At 64.9% G+C, this 21224-nt stretch carries 27 protein-coding genes; 1 reads left to right on the plus strand and 26 read right to left on the minus strand.

The window, feature by feature from the left end:
• Positions 1 to 231: 231 nt before the first annotated feature.
• From ID574_RS01525 to ID574_RS01650, 26 genes are all read right to left on the minus strand, one after another.
• Complete coding sequence (locus ID574_RS01525; protein WP_188186938.1) at positions 232 to 456, minus strand: hypothetical protein; 225 nt, start codon at positions 454 to 456, stop codon at positions 232 to 234.
• A gap of 194 nt (positions 457 to 650) precedes the next feature.
• Positions 651 to 932, minus strand: a complete 282-nt coding sequence (locus tag ID574_RS01530) for a hypothetical protein (protein WP_188186939.1) — start codon at positions 930 to 932, stop codon at positions 651 to 653.
• An 89-nt stretch (positions 933 to 1021) separates the two neighbouring features.
• Positions 1022 to 1660 carry a hypothetical protein gene (locus tag ID574_RS01535; RefSeq protein ID WP_188186940.1) on the minus strand — a complete coding sequence of 213 codons (639 nt, stop codon included), beginning with the start codon at positions 1658 to 1660 and terminating at the stop codon, positions 1022 to 1024.
• A 172-nt stretch (positions 1661 to 1832) separates the two neighbouring features.
• Entirely contained in the window at positions 1833 to 2432 is a 600-nt protein-coding gene (locus ID574_RS01540; protein WP_188186941.1) for a hypothetical protein, read from the minus strand.
• A 64-nt stretch (positions 2433 to 2496) separates the two neighbouring features.
• On the minus strand, positions 2497 to 3018 hold the full coding sequence (locus tag ID574_RS01545) for a hypothetical protein (RefSeq protein ID WP_188186942.1): 522 nt from the start codon (positions 3016 to 3018) through the stop codon (positions 2497 to 2499).
• A gap of 356 nt (positions 3019 to 3374) precedes the next feature.
• Positions 3375 to 5102, minus strand: coding sequence for a DNA cytosine methyltransferase (locus ID574_RS01550; RefSeq protein WP_188186943.1), 1728 nt, complete (start codon positions 5100 to 5102; stop codon positions 3375 to 3377).
• 261 nt (positions 5103 to 5363) lie between these two features.
• Entirely contained in the window at positions 5364 to 6275 is a 912-nt protein-coding gene (locus ID574_RS01555; RefSeq protein ID WP_188186944.1) for a hypothetical protein, read from the minus strand.
• A complete protein-coding gene (locus ID574_RS01560) occupies positions 6265 to 6606 on the minus strand; it encodes a hypothetical protein (RefSeq protein ID WP_188186945.1) in 342 nt (113 codons plus the stop codon). Before ID574_RS01560 ends, ID574_RS01555 begins: the two co-directional genes overlap by 11 nt.
• A gap of 169 nt (positions 6607 to 6775) precedes the next feature.
• A complete protein-coding gene (locus tag ID574_RS01565) occupies positions 6776 to 7303 on the minus strand; it encodes a hypothetical protein (RefSeq protein WP_188186946.1) in 528 nt (175 codons plus the stop codon).
• Positions 7304 to 7412: 109 nt separating this feature from the next.
• Positions 7413 to 7964, minus strand: a complete 552-nt coding sequence (locus ID574_RS01570) for a hypothetical protein (protein ID WP_188186947.1) — start codon at positions 7962 to 7964, stop codon at positions 7413 to 7415.
• Positions 7965 to 8084: 120 nt separating this feature from the next.
• The gene (locus tag ID574_RS01575; RefSeq protein WP_188186948.1) at positions 8085 to 8381 is read right to left on the minus strand and encodes a hypothetical protein; all 297 of its coding nucleotides are present in this window, start codon (positions 8379 to 8381) and stop codon (positions 8085 to 8087) included.
• A gap of 213 nt (positions 8382 to 8594) precedes the next feature.
• Positions 8595 to 9071, minus strand: coding sequence for a hypothetical protein (locus ID574_RS01580; protein WP_188186949.1), 477 nt, complete (start codon positions 9069 to 9071; stop codon positions 8595 to 8597).
• Positions 9068 to 9412 (minus strand): hypothetical protein, encoded by a 345-nt coding sequence (locus ID574_RS01585; protein ID WP_188186950.1) that lies wholly within the window; start codon positions 9410 to 9412, stop codon positions 9068 to 9070. Before ID574_RS01585 ends, ID574_RS01580 begins: the two co-directional genes overlap by 4 nt.
• 52 nt (positions 9413 to 9464) lie before the next feature.
• Positions 9465 to 10055 (minus strand): hypothetical protein, encoded by a 591-nt coding sequence (locus tag ID574_RS01590; RefSeq protein ID WP_188186951.1) that lies wholly within the window; start codon positions 10053 to 10055, stop codon positions 9465 to 9467.
• A 125-nt stretch (positions 10056 to 10180) separates the two neighbouring features.
• Positions 10181 to 10459: a hypothetical protein gene (locus ID574_RS01595; RefSeq protein WP_188186952.1), complete on the minus strand. Its 279-nt coding sequence runs from the start codon at positions 10457 to 10459 to the stop codon at positions 10181 to 10183.
• A complete protein-coding gene (locus ID574_RS01600) occupies positions 10456 to 10776 on the minus strand; it encodes a hypothetical protein (protein WP_188186953.1) in 321 nt (106 codons plus the stop codon). The genes ID574_RS01595 and ID574_RS01600 overlap by 4 nt, the downstream gene beginning before the upstream one ends.
• A gap of 243 nt (positions 10777 to 11019) precedes the next feature.
• Positions 11020 to 11790, minus strand: a complete 771-nt coding sequence (locus ID574_RS01605; protein WP_188186954.1) for a DUF2786 domain-containing protein — start codon at positions 11788 to 11790, stop codon at positions 11020 to 11022.
• A 122-nt stretch (positions 11791 to 11912) separates the two neighbouring features.
• On the minus strand, positions 11913 to 12668 hold the full coding sequence (locus ID574_RS01610) for a hypothetical protein (protein ID WP_188186955.1): 756 nt from the start codon (positions 12666 to 12668) through the stop codon (positions 11913 to 11915).
• Between the two features lie 242 nt (positions 12669 to 12910).
• Entirely contained in the window at positions 12911 to 13327 is a 417-nt protein-coding gene (locus ID574_RS01615) for a hypothetical protein (RefSeq protein WP_188186956.1), read from the minus strand.
• Positions 13324 to 13560, minus strand: coding sequence for a hypothetical protein (locus tag ID574_RS01620; protein WP_188186957.1), 237 nt, complete (start codon positions 13558 to 13560; stop codon positions 13324 to 13326). Before ID574_RS01620 ends, ID574_RS01615 begins: the two co-directional genes overlap by 4 nt.
• 266 nt (positions 13561 to 13826) lie before the next feature.
• The gene (locus ID574_RS01625; protein ID WP_188186958.1) at positions 13827 to 14825 is read right to left on the minus strand and encodes an adenine nucleotide alpha hydrolase family protein; all 999 of its coding nucleotides are present in this window, start codon (positions 14823 to 14825) and stop codon (positions 13827 to 13829) included.
• Between the two features lie 414 nt (positions 14826 to 15239).
• Entirely contained in the window at positions 15240 to 16043 is an 804-nt protein-coding gene (locus tag ID574_RS01630; RefSeq protein ID WP_188186959.1) for a helix-turn-helix transcriptional regulator, read from the minus strand.
• A gap of 313 nt (positions 16044 to 16356) precedes the next feature.
• A complete protein-coding gene (locus ID574_RS01635; protein WP_188186960.1) occupies positions 16357 to 16701 on the minus strand; it encodes a hypothetical protein in 345 nt (114 codons plus the stop codon).
• Between the two features lie 82 nt (positions 16702 to 16783).
• Positions 16784 to 17296 (minus strand): hypothetical protein, encoded by a 513-nt coding sequence (locus ID574_RS01640; RefSeq protein WP_188186961.1) that lies wholly within the window; start codon positions 17294 to 17296, stop codon positions 16784 to 16786.
• Positions 17297 to 17474: 178 nt separating this feature from the next.
• Positions 17475 to 17759 (minus strand): hypothetical protein, encoded by a 285-nt coding sequence (locus ID574_RS01645; protein WP_188187015.1) that lies wholly within the window; start codon positions 17757 to 17759, stop codon positions 17475 to 17477.
• A 282-nt stretch (positions 17760 to 18041) separates the two neighbouring features.
• Positions 18042 to 19112, minus strand: a complete 1071-nt coding sequence (locus ID574_RS01650; RefSeq protein ID WP_188186962.1) for a DUF4007 family protein — start codon at positions 19110 to 19112, stop codon at positions 18042 to 18044.
• Positions 19113 to 19859: 747 nt separating this feature from the next.
• Between ID574_RS01650 and ID574_RS01655 the strand changes: the two genes are divergently transcribed.
• On the plus strand, positions 19860 to 21218 hold the full coding sequence (locus ID574_RS01655; protein WP_223166269.1) for a hypothetical protein: 1359 nt from the start codon (positions 19860 to 19862) through the stop codon (positions 21216 to 21218).
• The last annotated feature ends 6 nt before the right edge of the window (positions 21219 to 21224 follow it).

Below are 21224 nucleotides of genomic sequence, written 5' to 3' on the forward strand. Positions count from 1 at the left end.
AAGGTTTGCGCATGGGAATGCTCGACTACTGAAGCTGCTTCGGGAGCGCGTAGAGAGGGTCCCATAGCGCCTTTGCTCGCGCCGTAGAAGCCAAGAGTCCTGCCCTGCAGGCAGAACGTCCTGGTCTCCTGCCACTGGTGTCACCGCGCAGGTTCGCCTTGCCCCCACTTGATTGATCCTTTCGGGGAAGGCGCGGGGTAAGCGTTGGCGCTTACCCCGCGCGGTGGGTGGTTAGCTCTGGTCGGTTGGGCTGTCGGCCAGGGTCTCCGGCGCGTCCGACTCGGCCGGGGCCGCGACCACGAAACCGAGCCTGATCCGTAGCTCTTCGGTGGTGTAGGACCGGCCGCTATCGTCCGGGATCTCGACGTTGGCCATTGCGTGGCTGATGGCGGCGGCGTGGCACTGGGTACGGTCGTGCCCGCACTCGGGGGACGTCGGGCACTGGAGGAACTGCATTGATGATCCTTTCGGGGAAGGCGCGGTGGGTGGTTAGCTCTGGTCGGTGGCGCTGTCGGCCGGGGTCTCCGGCGCGTCCGACCCGGCCGGGGTCTGCGGTGTGGGCGGCGCGGGAGCCGGAGGTGGGCCGGTCGGTGCTGCGGGATTTGTGGTGCGGTGGGCACGCAGGGGCCTTCACAGTGCCTCGTTGTTCGCTACTCGGCGGGCTCGCGCCAGTCGATCCAACTGCTGGTGCGGGCATCCTGCAGGCCGAGCGCGACAGGGTTGACCATGTGGTAGCCCTCGCACCCAACGACCACGTACGGAGGGATCACGACGTGATCCGGGTCTAGGGCGGGCTCCTGCCCGCACTCGCTGCACCGTGATGTGAGCCAGGGCGCGATCGCTTCAGCCCAGCCTGGGTTGCTGAGAACCTTGCGCACCTGTGCGACGTACCGGGCCTGCGCTTCGTCGCGATCGTTCATCTTCTCGGGCATGGTGATCACCGCCGGTGTGGGGACGGCATCTGGTCACGAGGACATGCTGTGTCTAGGGCCGCACCGGCGGCCCGAGACACGGCGATCGGTCAGCTGTAGTGCTTGCTCAGCAACGTCAGGAGCTCGTCGACGAATTCGGGATCGGACGCCTTCGCCATGCCGAATTCCACACCGAGGCTCAGTCCGTCATCGTCGCTGTAGATGTCGAACACTCCGTGCGGCCCGTCAGGATGGCCGAAGCCGATGCTGCGGTGATCGGGGAACAGTCCCGGTGGGCGGACCCGGGCCGAGGGCAGCCGTTCCGCGAACGTCTGAGCCAGGCGGGCCGCTTCGCTCGCGCGCTGTGCCGCGCGCTGGTCGGACTGGAGGGTCTCAGTCGTCTCGCGGGTGTAGCGGGGCAGAAGCTCTTTGACCAGTCGGGATGTGACGGCGTGGGGCGGGCGAGTCATCTTGGTCTGGATGTATGACCCTCTGTCGCAGCCGTAGGTCCCGAGCTCCGCTCGCGGGCTCAGACCGGTGAACGTGAGCTGATTGCGGGCGCAGTCGCCGTGGGTCTTGTGGTGGATCAGGATCCGCAAGTCCCCCTTGACGATCAGGTACTGGTGGGTGCGGCTTCCCTCGCGCTGCCAGGTCTCGACCGTCCAGCCATCGTTCAGTTCGGCTGCGACGCCGTCAGCCAGCGCTTTGACCGTGGCGTCGTCGGCGTACATTATCGGGTGCCAGATCATGTGCATGCTTCCTCTCGTGATCGACTCTCTGGTGTGGTGCGTGCCGCTGCCCGGCCGGCGCCATCGGCAAGCGGCGGCCCGCGGGTGTGTGACAGGCGGGGGTGGGGCGATCGGGTAGGGAGCCGGAAGGCTCGGCAGATGCCGGAGCCTTCCGAACTCGTGATCGGGCGTTCTAGTCCGACGCGGGAGCGTCTTCCGTCACGTCGCGGACTTCGAGGTTGTCAAGCTCGCCGATCTTGGCGCGGCCGTCCATGAGATCCTCGAACCACTGGTCCGCGTGCTCGTCGGCCCACAGCTCCAGCGCCTTCTGATTCGTGACCAGCTCGCCGGGCACGCTGAGGTCTACCTCTTGCGCATAGCGCCATTGCCGCGTGCCGTAGAAGCTCAGCGTCCTGTCCTGCAGGCGGAATGCCCTTGTCGGTTGCCATAGAAGCCAGGCGTGTTCGCGCAGGTAGGAGTCGGTAACGAAGTACGGGCTTGTGTAGTCGCCTGAGTTTCCCGGCTCGGCAACGAACCCTGTCATGTCGGCGACCTGGGCCCACTGCGTGCATTGAGCGCGGTCGTGGTCGGGGCAGAGGCGCTCGACGGTGAGGCGGTAGAGGTGGCGGTCGCCGCTGGCGAGGGCTTCGGTGTCCCTGCGGGCGATGACGGGGTCACCGTCAGGTTCGTACTGGGATGCGGGGCACGTGGAAACGAAAAGACGGAAGAGGGTGTCCCGCCGTTGCAGACGTGCCGCCAAGATTGATGCCTTGGTGAACGAAACATGGCGCATGCGAATTGTAGGTCCCTTCTTGTTATGGGTGGCGTGCCGCAGCGGCGGCATTGAGCGGATTCGATTAGTGGGTGTGTCCCGGGGAGTGCGGACCGCTAGGCCACAACCACACATATCCGTGTTCTGACTCCGGTGACGGCCGGGCGAAGAGTGCACATGTCGCGAAGCCAACGGGAGCGCCCTCAACGGTGGTGAAAGTGGAGGGACGTGTCGGCGAAGGGTGATAGGTGACGCGCACCATGTGCCGCAGGTCGAAGCGGTCGGAGATGATGCCGGGAAGGTTCGTCAGTTCGAACACTTCTGGTTCGAGGGGTTCGTTCTCGTTCCATACGAGGGTGAAGGCGGAGATGACTTCGCCGGTGACCCATGCGTGCACGGAGCGCTGTCGTGAGCGCTGATATCGCGCCCTGCCTTTGGCGGAGACGTGGAACGTGACGTTGCGCAGGATAATAGCTTCTGCATCGGCGATGACCCGGCGGGCCATTGGGCCTGATCGGGCGGTTACGGAGTAGGTGCATTTATGCAGGTTGTAGTGCACTTTTACCGGAAGCCCCAGGGGAAGGATATCGGTGGGGTAGAAGGGCATGGTCGTCTCCGGCGTGAGGTCGGTGGTGATGGAGCGGCGAGGTCAGACGGGTGCTCAGAACGTCGCGTGCGTGAATGCCGCCAGTGCTCTGGATCGGTGAATGGAAAGGGGGCGGCGGGGCGATAGCGCTCCTCGCCGTGAGAATCAAACCAGCAAATGCATCCTTATGGGGTGCGCCTGTGTGGCTCGGCGTTCTGGTGCGTGCGGCGGCTGACGCGTGGGGTCGTGAGGAGAGGCGTGGTGGCTGGCGCGCGTTTCGGCGTGTGGCGATGTCGGCCTCTGGCCAGATGCCGCTGCCAGCGACCTCGGACGGGAGGGGGCGGGGCGGGTGTCCGTCCCGCCCCCGGTTGTTGGTCTCAGCGCTCCAGCGTTGCTCTCAAGTGTTGGCCGATCCAGTAGGCGGCGTTCGTGGAGACGGCGTTGCCTGCCTGGGCCGTTCTCTCGGTGGAGCCTCCGGTGACTTGGTAGATGTGGGGGAAGTTCTGGGCTTCGAGGTTCTCGTCGCTGCTGACCATGCGGTAGCGCACATCGTTGATGTCGATGGCTGGGGTGGCGAGCGCGGCCGAGTCCTTGGTGCTCAGCGTGGGTAGGGGCTGCTGGGAGTTCTTGGGCTTGCTGCGTTTGCGGTAGGGGATGACGAGCCGGTGACCGTCGTTCCAGTGCAGGTGGTCGCTCGGGGTGGCGAGGTAGGCGTGGTTGCCGCCCGCCACGAGAGTGCAGAAGGGGTGGCTCGCGGGACGGGTAGTGGAGCCGCCGCCGTGCAGTTCGACCACGTAGGGCTCGATACAGCAGGCAATGGCGTCGGTGTCGCGGGTCATCCGGGTGGGCATGGGCTGCGACACGGGCTGCTCGGCGCGTTTGTTGCCGCCCACCTGGACCAGGAAGGTCGCGTCCAGCGCGGTGAGTCCGTCGCCGCCCTTCTGCGTCCTGGTGCTGAAGGCGTTTTCGGCGGCCAGGTAGTGGCGGCCCTCGTGGTCGCCGTGGCTGACCTGGAAGATGGTCGGCCCTTCGCGCATCATCTGCATTCCGCGGGTGATCTTGGCGAGCGTGTTGGGTGCGAGGTCCGGCAGACCGAGGTCGCGTCGTTCCCCGATCTTGGGGCCCAGGTTTTCCCAGCGGATGACGCTGATGGCTGGGCGGACCCAAGGCTCGACGACGGGGTTGGTGTGGGGTCGGCTGGTGTTGGGACAGGTGTAGACGTATTGGCCGCTGGGCCCGTACTTGCCGATGTTTCCGTACGTCTTGGTGACCTTGGTCTTCTTCCACGTTTGACGGGCGCGCACGTTCGTCCCGCAGTCGAAGCAGTAGGCCAGTGGCCGGGGGGCGAATGTCGGCATCTTGAAGTCCTTGCGGACGAAGACGACATAAATGCGGTCACGCCACTGCGGTGCCGAGCGGTAGTGCGGGTCGTCGTTGCAGAGGTGCGCAGAGTTGGCGCTGACGATTTTGTACTTGTAGCCGAGTAGTTTGAACGCTCTCAGCCACAGAGGGAAGAGCGGCCAATCGGTGACGAACTCGAACACGTTCTCCACGACGATGGCCTTGAAGCGCCACAATTCGGTGGCGCGGACCACATCCCATCCGGTGACGCGGGTGCGTTCCCAGCCAGCGTCGTCGATGTCGTCCTCGTCGACGTCGAACCGGTCGGCCATGCTCGGGTCGTTGCCGCGCACCTTCTGCGTACCACCGGCAGGGCTGCCCTCGGTGCAGATGACCGAGGCCCACAGCACGTCCACGCTGCGCGGCAACCGGCGCATGTCGTAGCCGTTGAGGTCCATGCATTTGTGATCGGCCAGCCGGAAATTGGCGCCATGTGTCTCGATGGCGCGGAACCAGTGATTAATACCGAGCAGCAGCTCGAACCCGGCGGCGGTCATGCCGATGGACGATCCGCCCGCTCCGCAGAAGAAATCCACGAAGGTCAATCCGCTGGGTTGGGCGGGGGTCCAATTGCTGGTCCACAGGTCAGGAACGAAGCGGTCGTATGCGTAGAGCGGCTTGTTTGCAGAACCGTCGGGCATGCCGACGAGCGGACTCCAGGGTGCCGATTCCTCGGCTTCCCGTTTCTTGGTGATGCGGCTCACTGAGTGAGACCTTTCGGATCGGAATTAATTGCTAAGGGGTGCCAATCCCTGACGAATTAATACCGGAATTTCTTTATTGCTGGTTTTGAAGTAAATGGGAAAGGGCCCCGCCGGTGGCGGGGCCCTGAGAGATTTGGACCGGATGTATTGCGGTCTTCGGCGCTGGGACTGATTGGCGCCGTGTGAGTTTGGTGCGCAGCCTGTAGGTGCAGGCGAAGAGGATGAGATCCTCCACCACGTCGGGCGATTACCGAGAGAGGTTTAAGCCCATGGGTAGGTGCAGGCGAGCAGGATGAGATCGTTCACCTGGTCGCTGCTGTACTGAGACAGATCAATGGACCTGAACCAGGGGGGCACGTCGCGAGTGGTGATCAGCCCGTAGAGGGCGGAGTCTTGCCACTCACTTATGCCGCCGGCCTGCGTGGTGTTGCCTCGTTCGGGGACCGTGATCTGAGCCCTGATTCGCTCGGGGTACAGGTGCGCATCGATCAGTGCGACCACACGATCACCCGATGCGTTGTAATCGAGGTTCGTCGCCTCGCCGAGCATGTAGGCGTCATGGTTCCTGTAGTGGCAGACCCACCAGCCGTCAGGACTGGAGTTGTCTACCTCAGCGATCTCGGTACGGGTGATGCCCAGCAGCGCATCGTGGGCAAGGTGAATCCAGAGAATGATCATATGGGGATCGTTGTCCCCGATGCCCCAGGGGATCTCTTCCCCCCGTGCCTCGCGGTCGCTGTCTTCCTGCTCCAGTCGGGCACGCATGGGCTCCAGCCCTTGGCTGACCAGAGCGGACATGCGCGCCTCCTCCTGCCTCCTGCGTGCTTCCCACACGCGCTCCAGAAGGACCGCGGGGATGCGCTCGCGGATGAGGGCCACGAGCTGTGCGCCCGTCAGCCCGGTTGCTACGTCTTCCCGTTCGCGGTTGACGTCGCCCGGATCGAGCAGGACATCCCAGCCGTCCGGGCTGTCGTAGTCGGCAGCTTCGTTGCGATCGATCATCAGGGCCGGACCGCGGAAATCGGGCGTGTAACGCACGTAGATGGACATGGTGTTACCGCCCGAGTCGTACAAGGTGAACGGGATACCCTCCTGGCGAAGTAGCTTCATACCGGGTCGCAACCCCTGATAGGTGGCTGCCTCCTCGAACACGGACGCGTGCTCACTGGTCATTGGTCGTGACCTCCACCCAGCAGCACCAGTTGCCGCCGATGGTGTAGAGGCCATCGGAGTCGGGTTCGATGATCTTGCCCCTGTAGTCGGGCTGACTCCAGGCGAGGTTGAGTTCGTAGTGACGGATGTTGGCTCCTTCCCACGTGAGCCGGAAACCGCCGTCCGGCACGAGGGAGAAGGGTGCGGTGTTGAGTGCGTCCACGACGCGCCGCGCGGTGTAGAGATCGAACCGAGGCAGAACCCTGCCGCTGAAGCGATGATGCGGTGCGACCTTCGCCGGGAACAGCTCGTCGATGTCCTCATGCTTGATGGTGGTGTCTCGCCAAGACATGGATTGCCTTTCTGCGCGGGTGTCAGGGATTGGGTGAACTCATTAGCGGACTGCTGGAACGGCAAGGCCGGCCAGTTGCCCTATGGCAAGATCAGACATAGAGCTCTCGGGCGTGAATAACGGGCCCTAGATATCTAGGGCCCGTTATCGGTCCTCAGTGCCTATCGGATTAGACGTACTGGCCGTCTTTATCAACACGGTCGTTGAGATCGGCCAGGTGCACCCTTCCAAACGGCTTGCTCTCGATGTTGTCAGCGATGGCGTCGCGGTCGGGTGCCCAGTCGAAGGGTTGGATTAGCTTCGCCTGATGTTCGTCGAGCACCCTCTTGACGGCTTTGCCGATGGCGATCGTATTGTGGCCGGGGATGACGAATGTAGCGACCAGCGTGACGGGAATGACCTCCTCCCAGCCCCATGGGTTGAGCGGATACATGCCGTCGTCGTCGGGTGCGACGATTTCCGTTGTGCCGTCTATGCTGACGGTTACGGTGCCGTCAGGGTTCATCGTGAGGCTATCCCTGAACCCGTAGTTGGCCCACGTCTGGTTCGACTCAGCGATGATGCGTAGGGTCGTCTCGCGATCGAACCGCGCTTTGCGGGCTGCGTACGTGCCGTACCCGTCGAAGATTTCGGCAGGGAACCATTTACGCTCGTGGTCGCTGTCAACGCTCACGAATCCCTTGTGGTATCTGACCATTGAGGTTCCTTTCTCTGTGCGGGTTGTCTGGGCAATCGCCCAGCCATGGCGAAGGGCCCGGAATTCCGAGCCCTTCACTAAAGCTATCGCGATTAGCTATCAGATCGGCTTAGCGCTCCTGCGCCTTGGAGGCGTGAGCGTTGTAGACCCAACGCCTCATGCCATCGACGTCGTACCACCTGTAGTGGGTGCCGTTGGGCAGCAGTTTGTCCGACCAGCAGGCGAATCGGTTGCAGCCGATCGCCAGGCCGAAATGTGTGACGTACTCGCCGAATGTTGCTGGGCTTCCAAGGTGCTTGGAGAGCTTGTCCATTTCCCGGGTGGTTCTGCGAAGTGCCTTGACCATGGCCTCTGCTTCTTCGAGCTGGATGAAGCGGTGCTCGGCGTACTCAATACGCCATCCGATGGTGTGCTCTGAGTCGTCCAGATTGGACAGGGCCGACGCCCGTAGGTTGTCCAGGTGCGAGTAAGGCTCTCCCCACCCGTACGAGTCCGTCAGCCCGGGACTGAGTAGTGCGCCTTCATCGTGCCAGGACACCAGTCCGTTGTTCTGTACAACCGTCGTGGCGTAGATGCGGATGGCACCGGTGTCATGCTCCAAAAGAGCTGGGCTGGTCTCAGACGTCAGTAGTATCACGATGTTTTTGTCGATTTTCGGCATGCCGAAATCTGCCTTTCGTGTGTGGAATGTCTTGCCTTCCTCAGGGGCAGGTTGCCTACCTTGTCCCGGCTGGCCTGACGGGCCCGTTTCGGCTACATCCACGCTTTGGGGAGCATGCCTTTACCCTCGGCCAGTGAGCCACTCGTGCAGTTCCACAGTGGTTTCCGGAATGTCGAGCCAGTCTATGTCAGGGGCTGAGAGGTCGGCGTAGTCCGGACTTTGGAGGAAGTCGTGAGCCATGAGGATTTTATTGACGGCTGCGTTGGGGTTGCCCATTTCCGTCCACAGCCGGCGCCCACCACCGATGACGTAGTAACCATCGGCATGCGCCGTGGTGACTTCGGGCTTGTCGCCGGGCAGGTCGTGATACTGCCGCTCATCGAGGATGAGCTCGTCCCCCTTCCCAGCGATTTTCATACCCGCATGGTGTTCTTGGGTAGCTGGTAACTCCTTGAATTCACGTATGATTCGCGCGGCCGCTTCGCGTGGGAAGTGCCCGACCGCCCCTGTGCCGGGATCCTGGCTGTAATGCAGGCCAGGAACTCGCGTGGGGAAGGTAAGGCTCCAGACAGTTCAGCGCCCGTCTGGAGCGTTCTCTTGATCTATACAGGTTCGAGCACTTGCAGGACGCTACCTCGGGTGCTTCGCCGTACGGCGTCGCTGCGACCAGATGAGGCTTGGGTCGTCGAGGACCTTGAAGACCGCGAGATAGCCGCCGTCGTTTTCGTCGATGAGCCAGGCGGCGTACTCCATTCGGCACGGAAGGCACCGGACTGCAAACTCCGCGTGGACCTCCATGGGCAGCTTCGCGTGCCGGTCACAGCAGGGCATTTCGGCCCACACGCAGCCGCGGCCGTTCACGGTGTAGCGCTCGACGATCACCCCAACCACCAGCTCGTTGCGGATGCCGGTCCGCGTCGCGAAGATCACTTTCGGCGCGGGCCACTGCGCGTGGTCGGATTCCTTCCTCCTGATGTCCCAGCCGTCCGCATCGAGCACGTCCTCGATCTGACCGACCAAGCCCTCGGCATGGTCCAGGTCGAGGGCGAGTTGCATCGGGTCCGTCAGCAGGTCGACGATCGCGGACCGATAGCTGTTGGCGGTCATGGCAGCTCCGCATCCGTCAGGCGCCGCTCCAGGCTCTCGATCTGCAGCTGCAGTCTGCCGATGTGCTCCGCAGCCTTCCGGGCGACCTCGCGAACCCGCTCCTCCAGGACCTCGACGCTGTCCTTCACTGCCTCGACGTCGCGGTGCCTTCCGTCCGCCCGATCGTGCACGTGCTCTTCCAAAGTCTTGACGCGGCGCTCCAGTGCGGCGGCCCGGTTCTCGGCGGCCGCCCGGTCGCTGTCCACGGTGCGGCCGAGCATCATCAGCTCGTGCTCCAAGCGGGCGGTCTCCTGCTCTGCGCAGCTGCCGGCCCGGCAGTCCTCGGAGTTGCTGTAGCTCATTCGGCACCTTCCGCGATGAGAAGCGCGGCGGCGCGATGCAGGTAGTCGAGCACTAGTCCTTCTCCTGGTCGAGTGCGGCCTGCAGGGAGAGCTTCAGCTTCTCGGCTCCATCGAGGCTCATGTCAGCGAGGCTGCCGTCGAGGGTGCGGCCGCCCGGGAGCGGGTCAATGTGGATCACAGGGCTGTCGTCGGCGCGGAAGACCGCCACAGGACTCCCAGCAACGGTGTACTCGTACGGTTCGTCTTGTACGGGTGTCGGCTCCTCAATGGTCGTACCGGGAGAAATCGATCCGCCGCGGATGCGTACCTTGCGTTCCTCTTCGGGCGTCAGGGCGATGGCGGGCAGGGTGGTGACGCGCTCGTGCAGGGCGCGGGCGATGCGGTGCCAGCCGTCGATTGGCATCTCCCGGTCAGGCTTGCCGGTCCGGGGGTCGGGAAGGGGCGCCAGCAGGATGGGCTTGGTGAGATCCACGGTGGCGGCGTAGTTCTCGTCAATGGAGACGAGGCGAAGAAGGTCGGCCACGTCGTCGACGTTGATGCGCCGGTTCGGCTGGCGTCCCTCGACGAGTTCGAGTGCAGCGGTGATATCCCAGACGAAGGCGAGAGCCTCGAAGAACTGCCGGTCGGGGGAGGCACTAGACATGTGATCCTCTTTCGTAGTGGTTCTGCTGACGCGGTTGCGCGAGGCCGCCTCCGCCCACGGCGGGGCGGCGGCGGTCTGCGTGCGGACCGAGGTGGAGGTTTGTCAGGCCCGTTCGGAGAGGGCGTTCAGATCTCGGGGAAGAGCAGCGTGCGGCCATCGGCGATGATCTCGCCGCACCCGGCGCACCAGACGTATCCCTTCCAGGCGGGATTCTCCTCGCCATTGGCGTACTGCTCGTTGGCCAGCAAGTCGCCGCTGGCGGTACAGGCGTGCCAGCCGGGGCCGCGGGCGGCCGGGTTGTTGCCGCATCCGCACTGCCACGATCCGTCATGGTGGATGTAGACCTGGCCGGGGGCAGGTACAGCGTCGCGGGACGGCGCGGGAAGGGGAATGACAATCTTCACTGGTGCGACTCCTGATCCGGCGTATCGGCCCTTTTGGGCTCCGCCGGCGTGGGCTGGCCGTCTTCCGGTTCCGGAGTTTCGGCCTGCTCATCCGGGTCCTCCGGCAACGCGTGAGCCTGCCGCAACGCGTTCTCCAGCAGTTCCACGAGCGCCCGCTTACTTCCGAAGATGAGGGCGCCGTCGTCGTAGTCGGTGATGTTGATGGCGTGCTTCTGGAGTACGTCGTGATCATAATCGGCGAGTTCGACCGGTGCACCGGCGGCGTGGACAGTCATTGTCGTCCACTGCGTGTCGAAGAATTCATAGCGTGTTCCCATGGTGGTGCCTCCTGGAATCGGTTGACGGTGCGGAAGCGATCAAGTGGCCGCATCGGGCGACGGTTGAGAATGCACGCGGGCAGGCCGCGTCGCTGTTGTCATTAAACCGCTATTTGCCTCTTTATGGCTGGATGGGCTCAGCGCGGCGCGCATGGTGCGTTCTTGCTTCGGTGGTGGGGGATGGCGAAGTGCCCAGGGCGGGAGCCGACGCGCTCGTGCGGTCGCGTTTCGGGGTTATCTGGGTCAGCGTTCGATGGCTCCGGCCGCGGGCCTGCCGATGCGCGTAGCGCCGATGTCGGCCTGGCGGCCTGCCTGGGTACCGGCGTCCATCCCGTTTCCGGTCGCCACGGTCATGGACGCCTTGACGTCGCGTGGCACGTTGTCGGCGAAGTAGCGCGCCACCTGGTCGCGGCGGCCGACGTGGACCAGGGCTGTGCCCCCTTCCAATTCGGGGGTCTCGGGTCGTTGCATGGCCGCCAACTTGTCTCCGACGGCGTTGGCGAACCCGCGAAGGAAAGTCCTCTTCCAGCCGGTCATCCAGGCCCGCCTACGGGCCTTCAGACGACGCGGGCTTATCCGGAGCAGGGTCTCGGTCAGTGGCGGCAGCGGCGGGATCTCCTCGCGGTTCAGCGCGTTGGCCGCCTGCACCACCAGGGACGCGAACAGGGTCTTGATCATGAGGATGTCGCCGGTGAACCCGTACACCCGGTAGCGGTGCCTGCCGCCGCCGCTCTCCACGTAGCCGTCCGCGCCCAGGACGTTGACGATGGTGTTCAGCAGAACGATCTTTTCGATGGCGTAGGGTGCGGGCACGTCGATCCACTCGTTCGCCAGAAGCTCCGGCTCCTCGCCGGTGCCGACGGCCGACCGTTCAATCCGGTACTTGGCCATGAGCCGGTAGGCCCGCTCGCGGAACGTCTCGGCCTCAACAGGGTCGGTGGTGGGGCGCTCGGCAATCTCCAGGTAGTACGTGATCCGGCGCATGGTGGCGGCGCTGGGGGCCTCAGCGGTCATGTGGATTACCTCGGGGGTGTGGTATGGATGGTGGTTCGGATTCGACCTAGCGGCAGTGGCCGCAGCGGACCGGAAACCGGGTCGACTGCGGCCACGGCGGCTAGCCCGCGGCTAGCCCGCGGCTAGCCCGTCAGGGAGCGGATCAAGCGCCAGACCTGGCTACGCAGCTCCGACAGGTCATCGCGGTACTCCTGCGCGGTCCGGCCGTTGACTGTGACGCCCTCGTCGGCCAGGCCCACGAGGTTGAGCACGCCGTCGCCCAGATCCATGAGCTTCTCGACCTCGGCTACCGGCAGGCCGATACGCGGGATGAAGTCGTCCGGCTGGGGATAGGCCCAGTCGCAGGGATCCAGCCCGAGCCGCCCTTCGGCCAGCTTCTGGAGGCGGGTGACGCGCTCGTCCAACTTCGCCGCCTCTTCGGCCTTGATCATCCGCAGGCGGGCGCTGTGGGCCAGGTCCTCGCCCCACTTGGTCATGGTCTCGGTGTAGTCGGCCAGTCGCTCGGCCCCCGAGTACAGGTCAATGCGGCCGCGCATGTCCTGCAGATAGGGGTGCGTGAGGGCCACCAATTCGGCGTGGCTCAGGCGGCGCAGGGACTCCAGCGCGCGACGATCGGTGGCGTCGAAGACCAGGACCGGGTAACCGACCTTCAGGGCCTTGCCCAGGCTCTGATCCAGCCCCTGGCCCGGGCCGGCCAACTCGAACAGGCCGGGCCCGCTCCCGGCGAACGCCGGGCGCTCACCCGGGGCCCGCTTGCTGGCGTCGGTTCGCCGGTAGAGGTCGCCGCTCAGCACGAGCACACCCTGGGGGGCGTCCCGCGAGCCGGGACGGGGCGGGATGGCGTAGAGCTTGCCAGGGGTCATCTCGGCGAATGTCATCGGGGTTCCCTTCGCTGGTGTGTGTGGTGGCTAGCGATTGCGGAGATAGAAGGTGCGTGAGCTGGGCGCCGGGCAACACGCCGGGCCCAACCAGCGACCGTTATTGACGTCGTCCCGCCCTCCGGCGATGTGGTGGCGGGGGCTGGGCCTCGTGGATGGGCCGCCCGCGGGTGGCTGGAGCCCGCGCGCTGGCGTTGCCGCCGCGGGCGTCCTGCGCTGCGGGCAGCCGATGACCCGCATGGTCAGGGGGTAGGTGGTGCCGGTGGCGGCGAGGTGGTCAGGCGATCCCCGACAGCCCATCCGTGCGGAGTCACCTGGGCGATGACGAATCGGATGTTGGCCGGACCTTCCGGCTTTCGAGTCTCGTAGGCCTGGCCGGGCGGGTGCCAGGTGATGGAGGCACGCAGAGCGCGACCCTTCCACCGGGACACATACAGCACGCCGAACCACGGCGTGCCGGATTTGTCCAGAATCAGCTCCCAAGCCGAGCCATGCGGAGCGCTGGGGACTTTGACCGTGAATCCTGCCTTTTCGAGCTTGGCGATGATCTGCCGTGCGGTTCGGTTCGGCTGAAAACCTGTCCCGGTCGGCGCGGCGTCGTCCTCGGCTGCCAGGGCGGCGTGGTCCTCCTTGTCCAGCGGCAGATCGTGATCCATCATGTGACGCTCCTTTCGGACAGGTTGGGGGTGAATCCGGGGATAAGCTCGGCGTCTTCGCGGCACACGGGATACCGACGTCCGTCGATGATCACGGTGGCGACCACGAGCGGTATGTTGCATGCGGCTGCCGTGCACGGGCCGCACTCATCTGCGCGCAGCTGATCCCACGTAATCCCGTCGGTGACGGGAACGGCGTGGTGCTGGTTGTCCTGGGCCGGGTGGATGTCATGCATGTGCTGTCTCTGGTTCGTCCGATGGGGCGGAGTAGCTGCGGGAGGGGAGAACCGGCGGCCGTCGCGGCTGTGAGCGGCTAGGTTGCCCTTCGGGCCCACGATGAGCGGCTGGCGATACCGCCTGGCCGGCGCGTGGAACGGCGTCGAAGCCGCTCCGCTGCAGGCAAGTGTCGCTACGTGGCGGCGGGCCCACGTTGGCCTCCCGCCGCCACGCAGCAGGTGCGCCGCGGTCGCGTCTAAGACGCGGTCTCTACGTCGTGCGCTGCTCAGGCTCCGGCTTCGAGCGCGGCCGCCTGAGGGATCTCGGTCGTGCGGCAGGCGTACAGACCGCAACCGGGCGGGTCTTCCTCGAAGGTGGCGAGATCCACCAGGTTGAGCTCACCCTGTTGCTCGCGCCGCTCCTTGGGAGTGATCACGTCGATCGGCGCTTCGCTGAGGGGCACCCGTGCGCGATGCAGGTAGGCGGTACCGTTCAGCGGAGTTCCCGCTGCGGGGTGGCCATGGCGGATTGACTCGTCGAAAGCGCAGGCGGCCTGCCACTCCGCGGGTCGCTGATCGCGCATCTCGCGCCAGCGGCGGTTGCCGTGGAAGGGGCACGGAACGCAGGAGCTTTCGGGGCAATCTCCCAACTTGTTGTTGGCCAGGTACGTCTTGCAGCTCTGGCGGGTCGCGTGCAGCTCGATCAGCGGATGGCAGACCTCCGAGTAGCGCGGCATGGCCTCGTCGTCCAGCGCACGGCGGCTTTCGTCCTCGCTAATTCCCAGGTACTTCACGCAACCGCGTCCGGCGGGTACTTTCCCCACGTTGCCGTTGGCATCGATGGGGGCGCCCAGGAAGGCCCGCTCAACCCGCTCCAATGGTTCGATCTTGTAGCCGCGAGTACAACCGCGTTTCATGATGCCTCGATGGCCGGTTGGGCTCAGGGTGTGCAGGGGCATGGAGAAGTAGTGGCCTGTGGGTCGGAGCGCATCCTCGCGAATGTTGCCTCTGCTGGTCTTGACCAGAGGGATGCCAGCTTCGGCGGCGAAGGCTTCGATGCGTGTCAGGTGGTCGTAGACCAGGCGGCTCTCCCAGCCTGTGTCGGCGAAGATCATGACGTCGAAGCGTGGAATCACGTCGGGCACGGCGCCGGTCGCAGCCAGGTGGGCGATCGTGGTCGACTGGGTTCCGGCGCCCAGGGCCAGGATGTGCAGCTGCCGAGTGGCTGCGATGTCGCGAAGCCGCAGCAAGAGATTCCGATCGGGCAGGCCGAAGGTGTCGGTCATGGGACCTCTTTCGGATCGGGGAAAGGTGACGGCGCGGGGTGCCCACCGCGCCATGTGTAATTCATACCGTGAAACGCCTCCTTATTGTTGGGTCGGCTGCAGCGCGAACCGCCCTCCGTAGGGGAGCAGCACTGCCCACAAGAGACGCCAGAGATTGTCGGGCGCCGGCCCGCGGAGGGGTATCCTGATCGAACGGAGGCTTGGCTACCTTCACCGGCTTCGGCAGGGGATTGGGTACAGCGGACCTTCGGATCGGAAGGCCGGCGGCGGGTGCCAACCTCGTCAGAGGACCTCGTCAGAGGACGTCGCCGGCCATTAACATGCCAAGGCGATCACGCTGTGATCCTTCGGCACCCGTCGGGCCGCCAAGCCTTGGTCATGTGAAGGCCGGTGGAGCTTCGGCTGACGTGATTGTCAGCTCGACTCCGGCTGTCCCAGCTCCTGGGCGGCCGCGGCCATGAGACGTTTCGCCCGCGGCGGGCTGCCGATGCCCAGTTCTTGCGTGAGGCGCCTGCGAGAAAGCGGCTGCTGGGCAGCGGCAGCATCTCGCATCAAGGCGACGGTGCGTCCGAAGAGGGGATCGCGGCGGGGATCTTCGATGGCAAGCTGACTCTTCGCGGCCAGCCGCAGACGCTTGATGCGCGCCGAGACAATGTCGCCGTGCACAGCGCGCAGGGCGGAAGCGATCGCCTGATCGCTCGCCTCGCCGTTCTCGCGTAGCACCGCGATCACCTCATCGAGCAAGGGATCAGCGCGTCCCTTAGGAGCTTCTCCCCTGCTCCACCGGATCTCGTACCAGAAGCGGTGAAGATCGCGATAGGGCCAGCGCTGGTGGTCGTTGTGATCCCTATTTTCCTCTTTAGCGGTCGCGAGTAGGTAGGGATCGTCGGCGTACTGGGAGACCGAGCGCTCGGTGACGCCGATCAGGCGGGCGAATTCGTAGAGCGTCAGCAACTCGTCGTCGCTGGGCTTGTCGTGACGGAGCCGGTGGTACTTGTTCAGCCATTCCAAGACTTCATCCAGCGGAAAGACTCCTCGCCGACGCCGCCGGGGGAAGGTATCGCGGTTGGCCCATCGGGACACGGTCTGCGGGTCGACCCCGGTCAGTTCGGCGATGGCACCGGTGGAGATCTCATCATCGGCCAGATTCGCATGGACGCGCCCTTTGCGAGCGTGCTCCTGGGCGATGCGCTGGGCGTACTTGCGATCGATCTTCACCTGTCCATTGTGCCGCCTGATCGCGAGTGTCACATGCTGTGGGCTGTCGGCCTCGATGAGGCCCCGTCCCTGCTCCAGCTGCGGACCTGGCTCGACACGTCGGGCAGGTGCCGGCGGCGGGCATCCCGTGGGTACGCCCGCCGCCGTCGACTCCCGTCGCCTCAGAGAAGGGTCTCTCGCCGAGGGATATGTGCTCCCCTTACCTTGAGCGACGAGGCGATGTCTTCACCGGTGCGAAGGCCTGCGGTTGGGGCGTCGGGCGACAGTGGCGCACCGCAGGACGGTCCGTTGTGCCCGCGCTTGCGATTGCTTCTCACGTCAGCCTGCGGCGTTCACGCTCCACGGCCTCCGTCAGCCACTCCGGGACTTCGCCAGGGTTGTCCCAGCGGAGGAGTTCTTCCTGGGAGAGGCTGGCGTACTCACCCAGCTCATGATCTCGCTTGCCGTCGCGAAAGTACACGCCCTTCAGCCACCAGGACCAGGTCTGCCACTCCGTCGTTCCGTCCTGGCTCTCCTCCCTGCGGTAGATGACCTCGATTTTGCTGACGTGAAGTTCTACGCGGTCCGTGCCTGGGAGCTGGACGGGGAGCGCGAAGTTCACATCCAGGAACAGATGTGCGTTGAATATGCGCTTGATCAGGTGTGTCTCTACAGCCATGACATTTCTCCTTGATGATCAGCTGGCCAGGGCACTGGTCGAGTCCTGACGTAGTGTCTGGGGCGGCCTCGAAGCAGCATGCTCAGTGTTCGACGCGGGGGTTGGCGGCCCATGCCTTGCGCCGGCCGAGCTGGACGAGCACCTGCTCCTTGACGAGCGCATCGATGAGGCGCTGAGCCTCGGGTTCCGTGATGCGACCGGGGATGTCGCTATAGCCGTCGAAGTAAGCGGCCACTCGCCTGGCGTCCCACTCCTCGCCGTGGTCGATGCGCTCATGATCGTTGACGATGTCGCGGAGCTTATCCAGCCGCTGATACATGGCGATGGAGGCGAGCGGAATGACGGTCCAGTGGTTGCCGTAGGGAGCGATGTGACGGACGCCGAAGGCGTGCGCCTTCTGCTTGGCCAGGTGGCCGGCGAATGGGCCGTGGAACAGCGCGGCCGGGGTGTCATCCGGCTCGGTGCACCGCGTGAACTCGGCCACCATGTAGCCGGACACCTCGGAGGGAATGCAGAAGTCCACCATTGGCTGGGCGATGGTGTAGCCGTCGGCGTCGCGGAGGGGCGCGACGGGCAGCGGCATCATGTAGTTCATGGGTTTCTGTCCTTAGCGGTTTGAGGAAGGTGCGTTACAACGCAAGCTGGGCAAGGGTTCACCGCCCCCGGAGCATGATCGATGGCCCGGTATCTGCGCCTAGAGTCACGGCAGGGGCCGGAGGGCACGCTCCGCACAAGACGGAGCGTGCGCCGATGTGGGGGCGGCGGTGTCGTGCTCAGGCGTCGTCTTCCATGCCGCCGACGATCTGGTTGATGGCCTCGGGGATTGACGACAGCGGGATGGCGTTGTCCAAGGTGGCGATTTCGTCGTTGGTCAGCGAGCGGCCGGCCCATGCCTCGATCTGGTCTCGAGTCAGGGTGATGCCGGGCCGGGGGGTGGGGATGTCGTCGAGGTAGTTGATGTGGCTGACGCATGCGCTCTGGGTCAGGTGTGGCTTGCCGCTCACCATGGCGATGATCTGAATGCTGGCCGCTTCAGGGCAGTGGTCGCAGGTCTCCAACAGGAACTCCGGATCGGTGAGGGGTTGGACATGGCTGGGTATGGCGGACGGTCCGACGGCCGTGCTTGGGCTACTTCCGGCAGCAGGGCGTGGAGATGGGTGCAACTGGCGAGCCGGTGAGGTCGGTCAGTGGCGTAATTAGCCGGTCAGTTGGTCCTCGATCTTGCGCCAGGCAGATCGGCGGGATGCCGTCGACTGGGGCGGGCAGGCTGGCACCGCCGTCACCCGAGTGGCTGCGAGAACTGCCGCAAACCTCCAGCCCGCGGCGGCCCTCGACGCTACTCATCCTGTTCGGGTCTCGTCAGCAAGATCGAGGCGCATGCCCAGGCGCTCACGAACACCGTTGTAGTGGCTGTCCAGGATCTCCCACGCCAGCTGAAGCGGCGGCCGGCGAAAGGCCAGCACATCCCCGCCGATCGAGTCCATGATGCACAGATCATCATGGACGTCGGTCTCCAGTGCTCTTTCCAGATCATCACTCCACATGCGCAGGACGCTGCCGGGGCTGCCCGGCTCCCTGGTGAGACGGTGGATGGATAGGGCGCCTGGCCGCGGGTCGATGTGGTGCGCGTAGTCCAGGCATATGTAGGCCAGGATCGCGGGCGGGAGGCTGAATCTGGGACCACGCGGGAGCCGTACCTGGTGGATGTCCTGGTCAAGCTGGAGGATCGGCAGCCTCGTGAAGACGCGCAAGAGGTCGTCTTCGATGCTGTCGCGCTGCCTGCTTGCTTCCCGGGCGTACATGCGGACGAGGCAGTCGACGTCTCGCCTGACGGCGCTCTCGGAAGGTTTCCACCCCGCCTCCCGGGCCTGGCGCATGGTGTTCTCGGTCAGGTCTCGACGGCTGGTGCGGGACAGCGGGTGCTGCAAGACGGTCCACCAGGTCGGCACCAGACATGGTGTGCTCAGCATCCAGTAATGCAGCAGCCACAGGGTGCCGTCCTCCTCCAGGAACGGATCGGCGCCCAGGTCGTGCAGCAGCCAGTGTGCTCGATCCGTCAGCAGCAACCTCTGCGGCGCCCCTGGCGTGACTTCTCCCAGGGCGAGCTTGAAGGCCTGCATCCAGAATCGGAGGGCCTGGACCTGGCTCTTGCCTACGCCGAAGACGATGGGCGCGTCTTTGGCTGCAAAGACGGCCGGATCCTCGGCCAAAGCGATATAGGCCTTGTACAGCCAGTTAAGCAGCGGAGGCTGCTCTTTGTGCGCCCCAAACGTCGGCTCGCACGCTTTCGCCAGTGGCGAGAGGGTTTCCCCAGGCGGGGATTCGCTTTCCAGCATGGGAAAGAGGGCGAGCTGATCGTCAGCCGGAGGCGCTACAGCGTTCTTCCGTGTATGCGAGGCGGACGTGGTCATGAGATATTCCTTCGGAGCGGAGGATGAAAGTCGGCGCAGGGGTGCCGCCCCACGCCGACTCTGACGTTACCGAAATGCTCGCAATCTATTTCATGTCTGACGGCTTACCGGCCGCTGCTTGGAATCGGCATTGCCGTTCCGGGAACAGTCGTGACCGTCGGCAGCCGGGGTGTGCATCGGTCAGGCGAACTATTCGATAGACCAGTCCGCCGCCGACTCGTCCATCGGGCTTCCCAGGGTTAATGGTTGCGGGTAGGAATAAACCCACAGGCCCCGTGCGCCGTCGTGAATCTCATTTGCCGCGCTGGGGCGCTGGTGCCCCCCGCCCTTGGCGCCATGAGAGGTGCGGTAGCGCTTCCATCCGTCGAATCGGTAGAGATCGCCAGGCGTGCCGGGCAGGCTCGTACTCGACAACGCCACGATTTGGGGTTGTCCGCATAATTCGGCGCTCCGCGCATCCCAGCGAGAGTAGGTCCCCAGCCATAGTGGGGCGAGATATTCGCGGGTAATGAGGATTTCCCTGAATACTTAGCGTGTTCACGCATGTTCAAAATGTCAGGGAGATGTCCGTTGGGCGAGTGGCGTGTGGAGTGGGTTCCGGATGCGGGGCGGTGGGGACCGCTGCCTGCGGAGGGCGTTCTGGGGGTACGTGACCTGCCGGATGCCGTGGCTCGGATAGGGCTGCGGCCGGGCGATCCAGTGTTCCTGGCCCCGGACTGCACGGTTGATCGGGATCTGCTGGATTACGTGCGGTCGTCGAAGTTTCAGCGGTTGGAGCGGGAGACCAAGCGCAACTACGCCAACGACACCCGGCTGCTGTTGAACTTCCTGTCCTCGCGCGGGGTGCCCTGGCGAGCGGCGACCAGGCAAGATCTTACGGATTATCGGCACTGGCGGTGCGATGCTCCACAGAACCCGGCCCGGATCGGCGGGACCAAGTGGCAGCGTGAGGCGGCCGCGTTCACCAAGTTGTTCAAGTGGGCGAGGGTGGCGCCGCTGCCGATCGACATCTCCAACCCCGAGGACCAGGCGCCGGATGCGGTCAGTTCGCGGGTGTCGTGGCTGACGCCGCGGACCTGGGGTCTGTGGATGGATGTCGGGTTGCGCGGCCACACCCTGGAGAGGGTGGCCGCGGCTGAATGGGACTGTCGGACCGAGCTTCGCAACACCAGCTTCGTGAAGCTGATGCTCTCCTCGGGCCTGCGAAAGCAGGAGGGCGGGGCGTTGCTGATCTTCGAGCTGCCGGCGCAGCGGCTGCGATCTGGCCGTTACTTGCACGGCCAGATCGCTGGCGCGTTGACGCGGGCCAAGCGCAGCCGAACCTTCTACGCCTCGGCGGACTCGGTCGGCCAGGTCGAGGCTTACATCTCCTCGGAGCGAGCATGGGCGATCCAACGCGCCCAGGAGAAGGGCCGCTACGACGCTCTGCCGGTGATGTGGCTGATCACGAAGATCACCCGCGGAATGAAGCCGAAGGTGCAGTGGGTCGACGCCGATGGCGTGCCCGGTGAACGCGAACTCGCCCGGCTGGAGTGGCGGGAGCGGCAGTGGCTGTTCGTGGAGGGCCCTGACGGGCCGGAGCCGGGGTGGTTGTGGCTGACCGAGCAGGGCCTGCCGATGGACCCGGCCAACTGGAACGGCGTGTTCCGAGGTGCCAACCTGCGTTGCGAGCAGGTCCTGCTCACTCCGCAGGAACGCAGGATTGACCGGGACTTCCGGCTGGCCGAAGTACGGGGCAAGAGTCCGTACGCCACACCGCACTCGTGCCGGCACTCGATGGCCCTTTACATGTTGATCCTGCTGAACGAGCTGGTTGAGTCCCGCTACGGGCTCACCAAGGCCGACCGGCGGGACTTCGCGCTGCTGTTCGGCGATCCGTGGTGGTTGGTGAAGACGATCCTGGGACACCAGAGCGTCGAGACGACCAAGAGGCACTACCTCGCCCCGGTCGCCCACCTGCAATTGGAGTCGATCCTGGCGACCGCCAAGACTACCGATGAGGGCCACGACATCGAAGATCTCGACGGAGTCTTCGCCCGGCTGGCCCGTGAGAGCGCGGGCATCCAGGACATCGACACCCTCGTCACAGATCAGGCGGCCGGATGAGCGGCC

It is taken from the genome of Nonomuraea sp. SYSU D8015 (genome assembly GCF_008065375.1).
Taxonomy (GTDB): Bacteria; Actinomycetota; Actinomycetes; order Streptosporangiales; family Streptosporangiaceae; genus Nonomuraea.

Bases quoted from the DNA above. Each gene is read 5' to 3' on its own strand.
- ID574_RS01525 (WP_188186938.1), bottom strand. From the start codon at position 456: ATGCAGTTCCTCCAGTGCCCGACGTCCCCCGAGTGCGGGCACGACCGT.
- ID574_RS01530 (WP_188186939.1), bottom strand. From the start codon at position 932: ATGCCCGAGAAGATGAACGATCGCGACGAAGCGCAGGCCCGGTACGTC.
- ID574_RS01535 (WP_188186940.1), bottom strand. From the start codon at position 1,660: ATGATCTGGCACCCGATAATGTACGCCGACGACGCCACGGTCAAAGCG.
- ID574_RS01540 (WP_188186941.1), bottom strand. From the start codon at position 2,432: ATGCGCCATGTTTCGTTCACCAAGGCATCAATCTTGGCGGCACGTCTG.
- ID574_RS01545 (WP_188186942.1), bottom strand. From the start codon at position 3,018: ATGCCCTTCTACCCCACCGATATCCTTCCCCTGGGGCTTCCGGTAAAA.
- ID574_RS01555 (WP_188186944.1), bottom strand. From the start codon at position 6,275: ATGACCAGTGAGCACGCGTCCGTGTTCGAGGAGGCAGCCACCTATCAG.
- ID574_RS01560 (WP_188186945.1), bottom strand. From the start codon at position 6,606: ATGTCTTGGCGAGACACCACCATCAAGCATGAGGACATCGACGAGCTG.
- ID574_RS01565 (WP_188186946.1), bottom strand. From the start codon at position 7,303: ATGGTCAGATACCACAAGGGATTCGTGAGCGTTGACAGCGACCACGAG.
- ID574_RS01570 (WP_188186947.1), bottom strand. From the start codon at position 7,964: ATGCCGAAAATCGACAAAAACATCGTGATACTACTGACGTCTGAGACC.
- ID574_RS01575 (WP_188186948.1), bottom strand. From the start codon at position 8,381: ATGAAAATCGCTGGGAAGGGGGACGAGCTCATCCTCGATGAGCGGCAG.
- ID574_RS01580 (WP_188186949.1), bottom strand. From the start codon at position 9,071: ATGACCGCCAACAGCTATCGGTCCGCGATCGTCGACCTGCTGACGGAC.
- ID574_RS01585 (WP_188186950.1), bottom strand. From the start codon at position 9,412: ATGAGCTACAGCAACTCCGAGGACTGCCGGGCCGGCAGCTGCGCAGAG.
- ID574_RS01590 (WP_188186951.1), bottom strand. From the start codon at position 10,055: ATGTCTAGTGCCTCCCCCGACCGGCAGTTCTTCGAGGCTCTCGCCTTC.
- ID574_RS01600 (WP_188186953.1), bottom strand. From the start codon at position 10,776: ATGGGAACACGCTATGAATTCTTCGACACGCAGTGGACGACAATGACT.
- ID574_RS01605 (WP_188186954.1), bottom strand. From the start codon at position 11,790: ATGACCGCTGAGGCCCCCAGCGCCGCCACCATGCGCCGGATCACGTAC.
- ID574_RS01610 (WP_188186955.1), bottom strand. From the start codon at position 12,668: ATGACATTCGCCGAGATGACCCCTGGCAAGCTCTACGCCATCCCGCCC.
- ID574_RS01615 (WP_188186956.1), bottom strand. From the start codon at position 13,327: ATGATGGATCACGATCTGCCGCTGGACAAGGAGGACCACGCCGCCCTG.
- ID574_RS01620 (WP_188186957.1), bottom strand. From the start codon at position 13,560: ATGCATGACATCCACCCGGCCCAGGACAACCAGCACCACGCCGTTCCC.
- ID574_RS01625 (WP_188186958.1), bottom strand. From the start codon at position 14,825: ATGACCGACACCTTCGGCCTGCCCGATCGGAATCTCTTGCTGCGGCTT.
- ID574_RS01635 (WP_188186960.1), bottom strand. From the start codon at position 16,701: ATGGCTGTAGAGACACACCTGATCAAGCGCATATTCAACGCACATCTG.
- ID574_RS01640 (WP_188186961.1), bottom strand. From the start codon at position 17,296: ATGAACTACATGATGCCGCTGCCCGTCGCGCCCCTCCGCGACGCCGAC.
- ID574_RS01650 (WP_188186962.1), bottom strand. From the start codon at position 19,112: ATGACCACGTCCGCCTCGCATACACGGAAGAACGCTGTAGCGCCTCCG.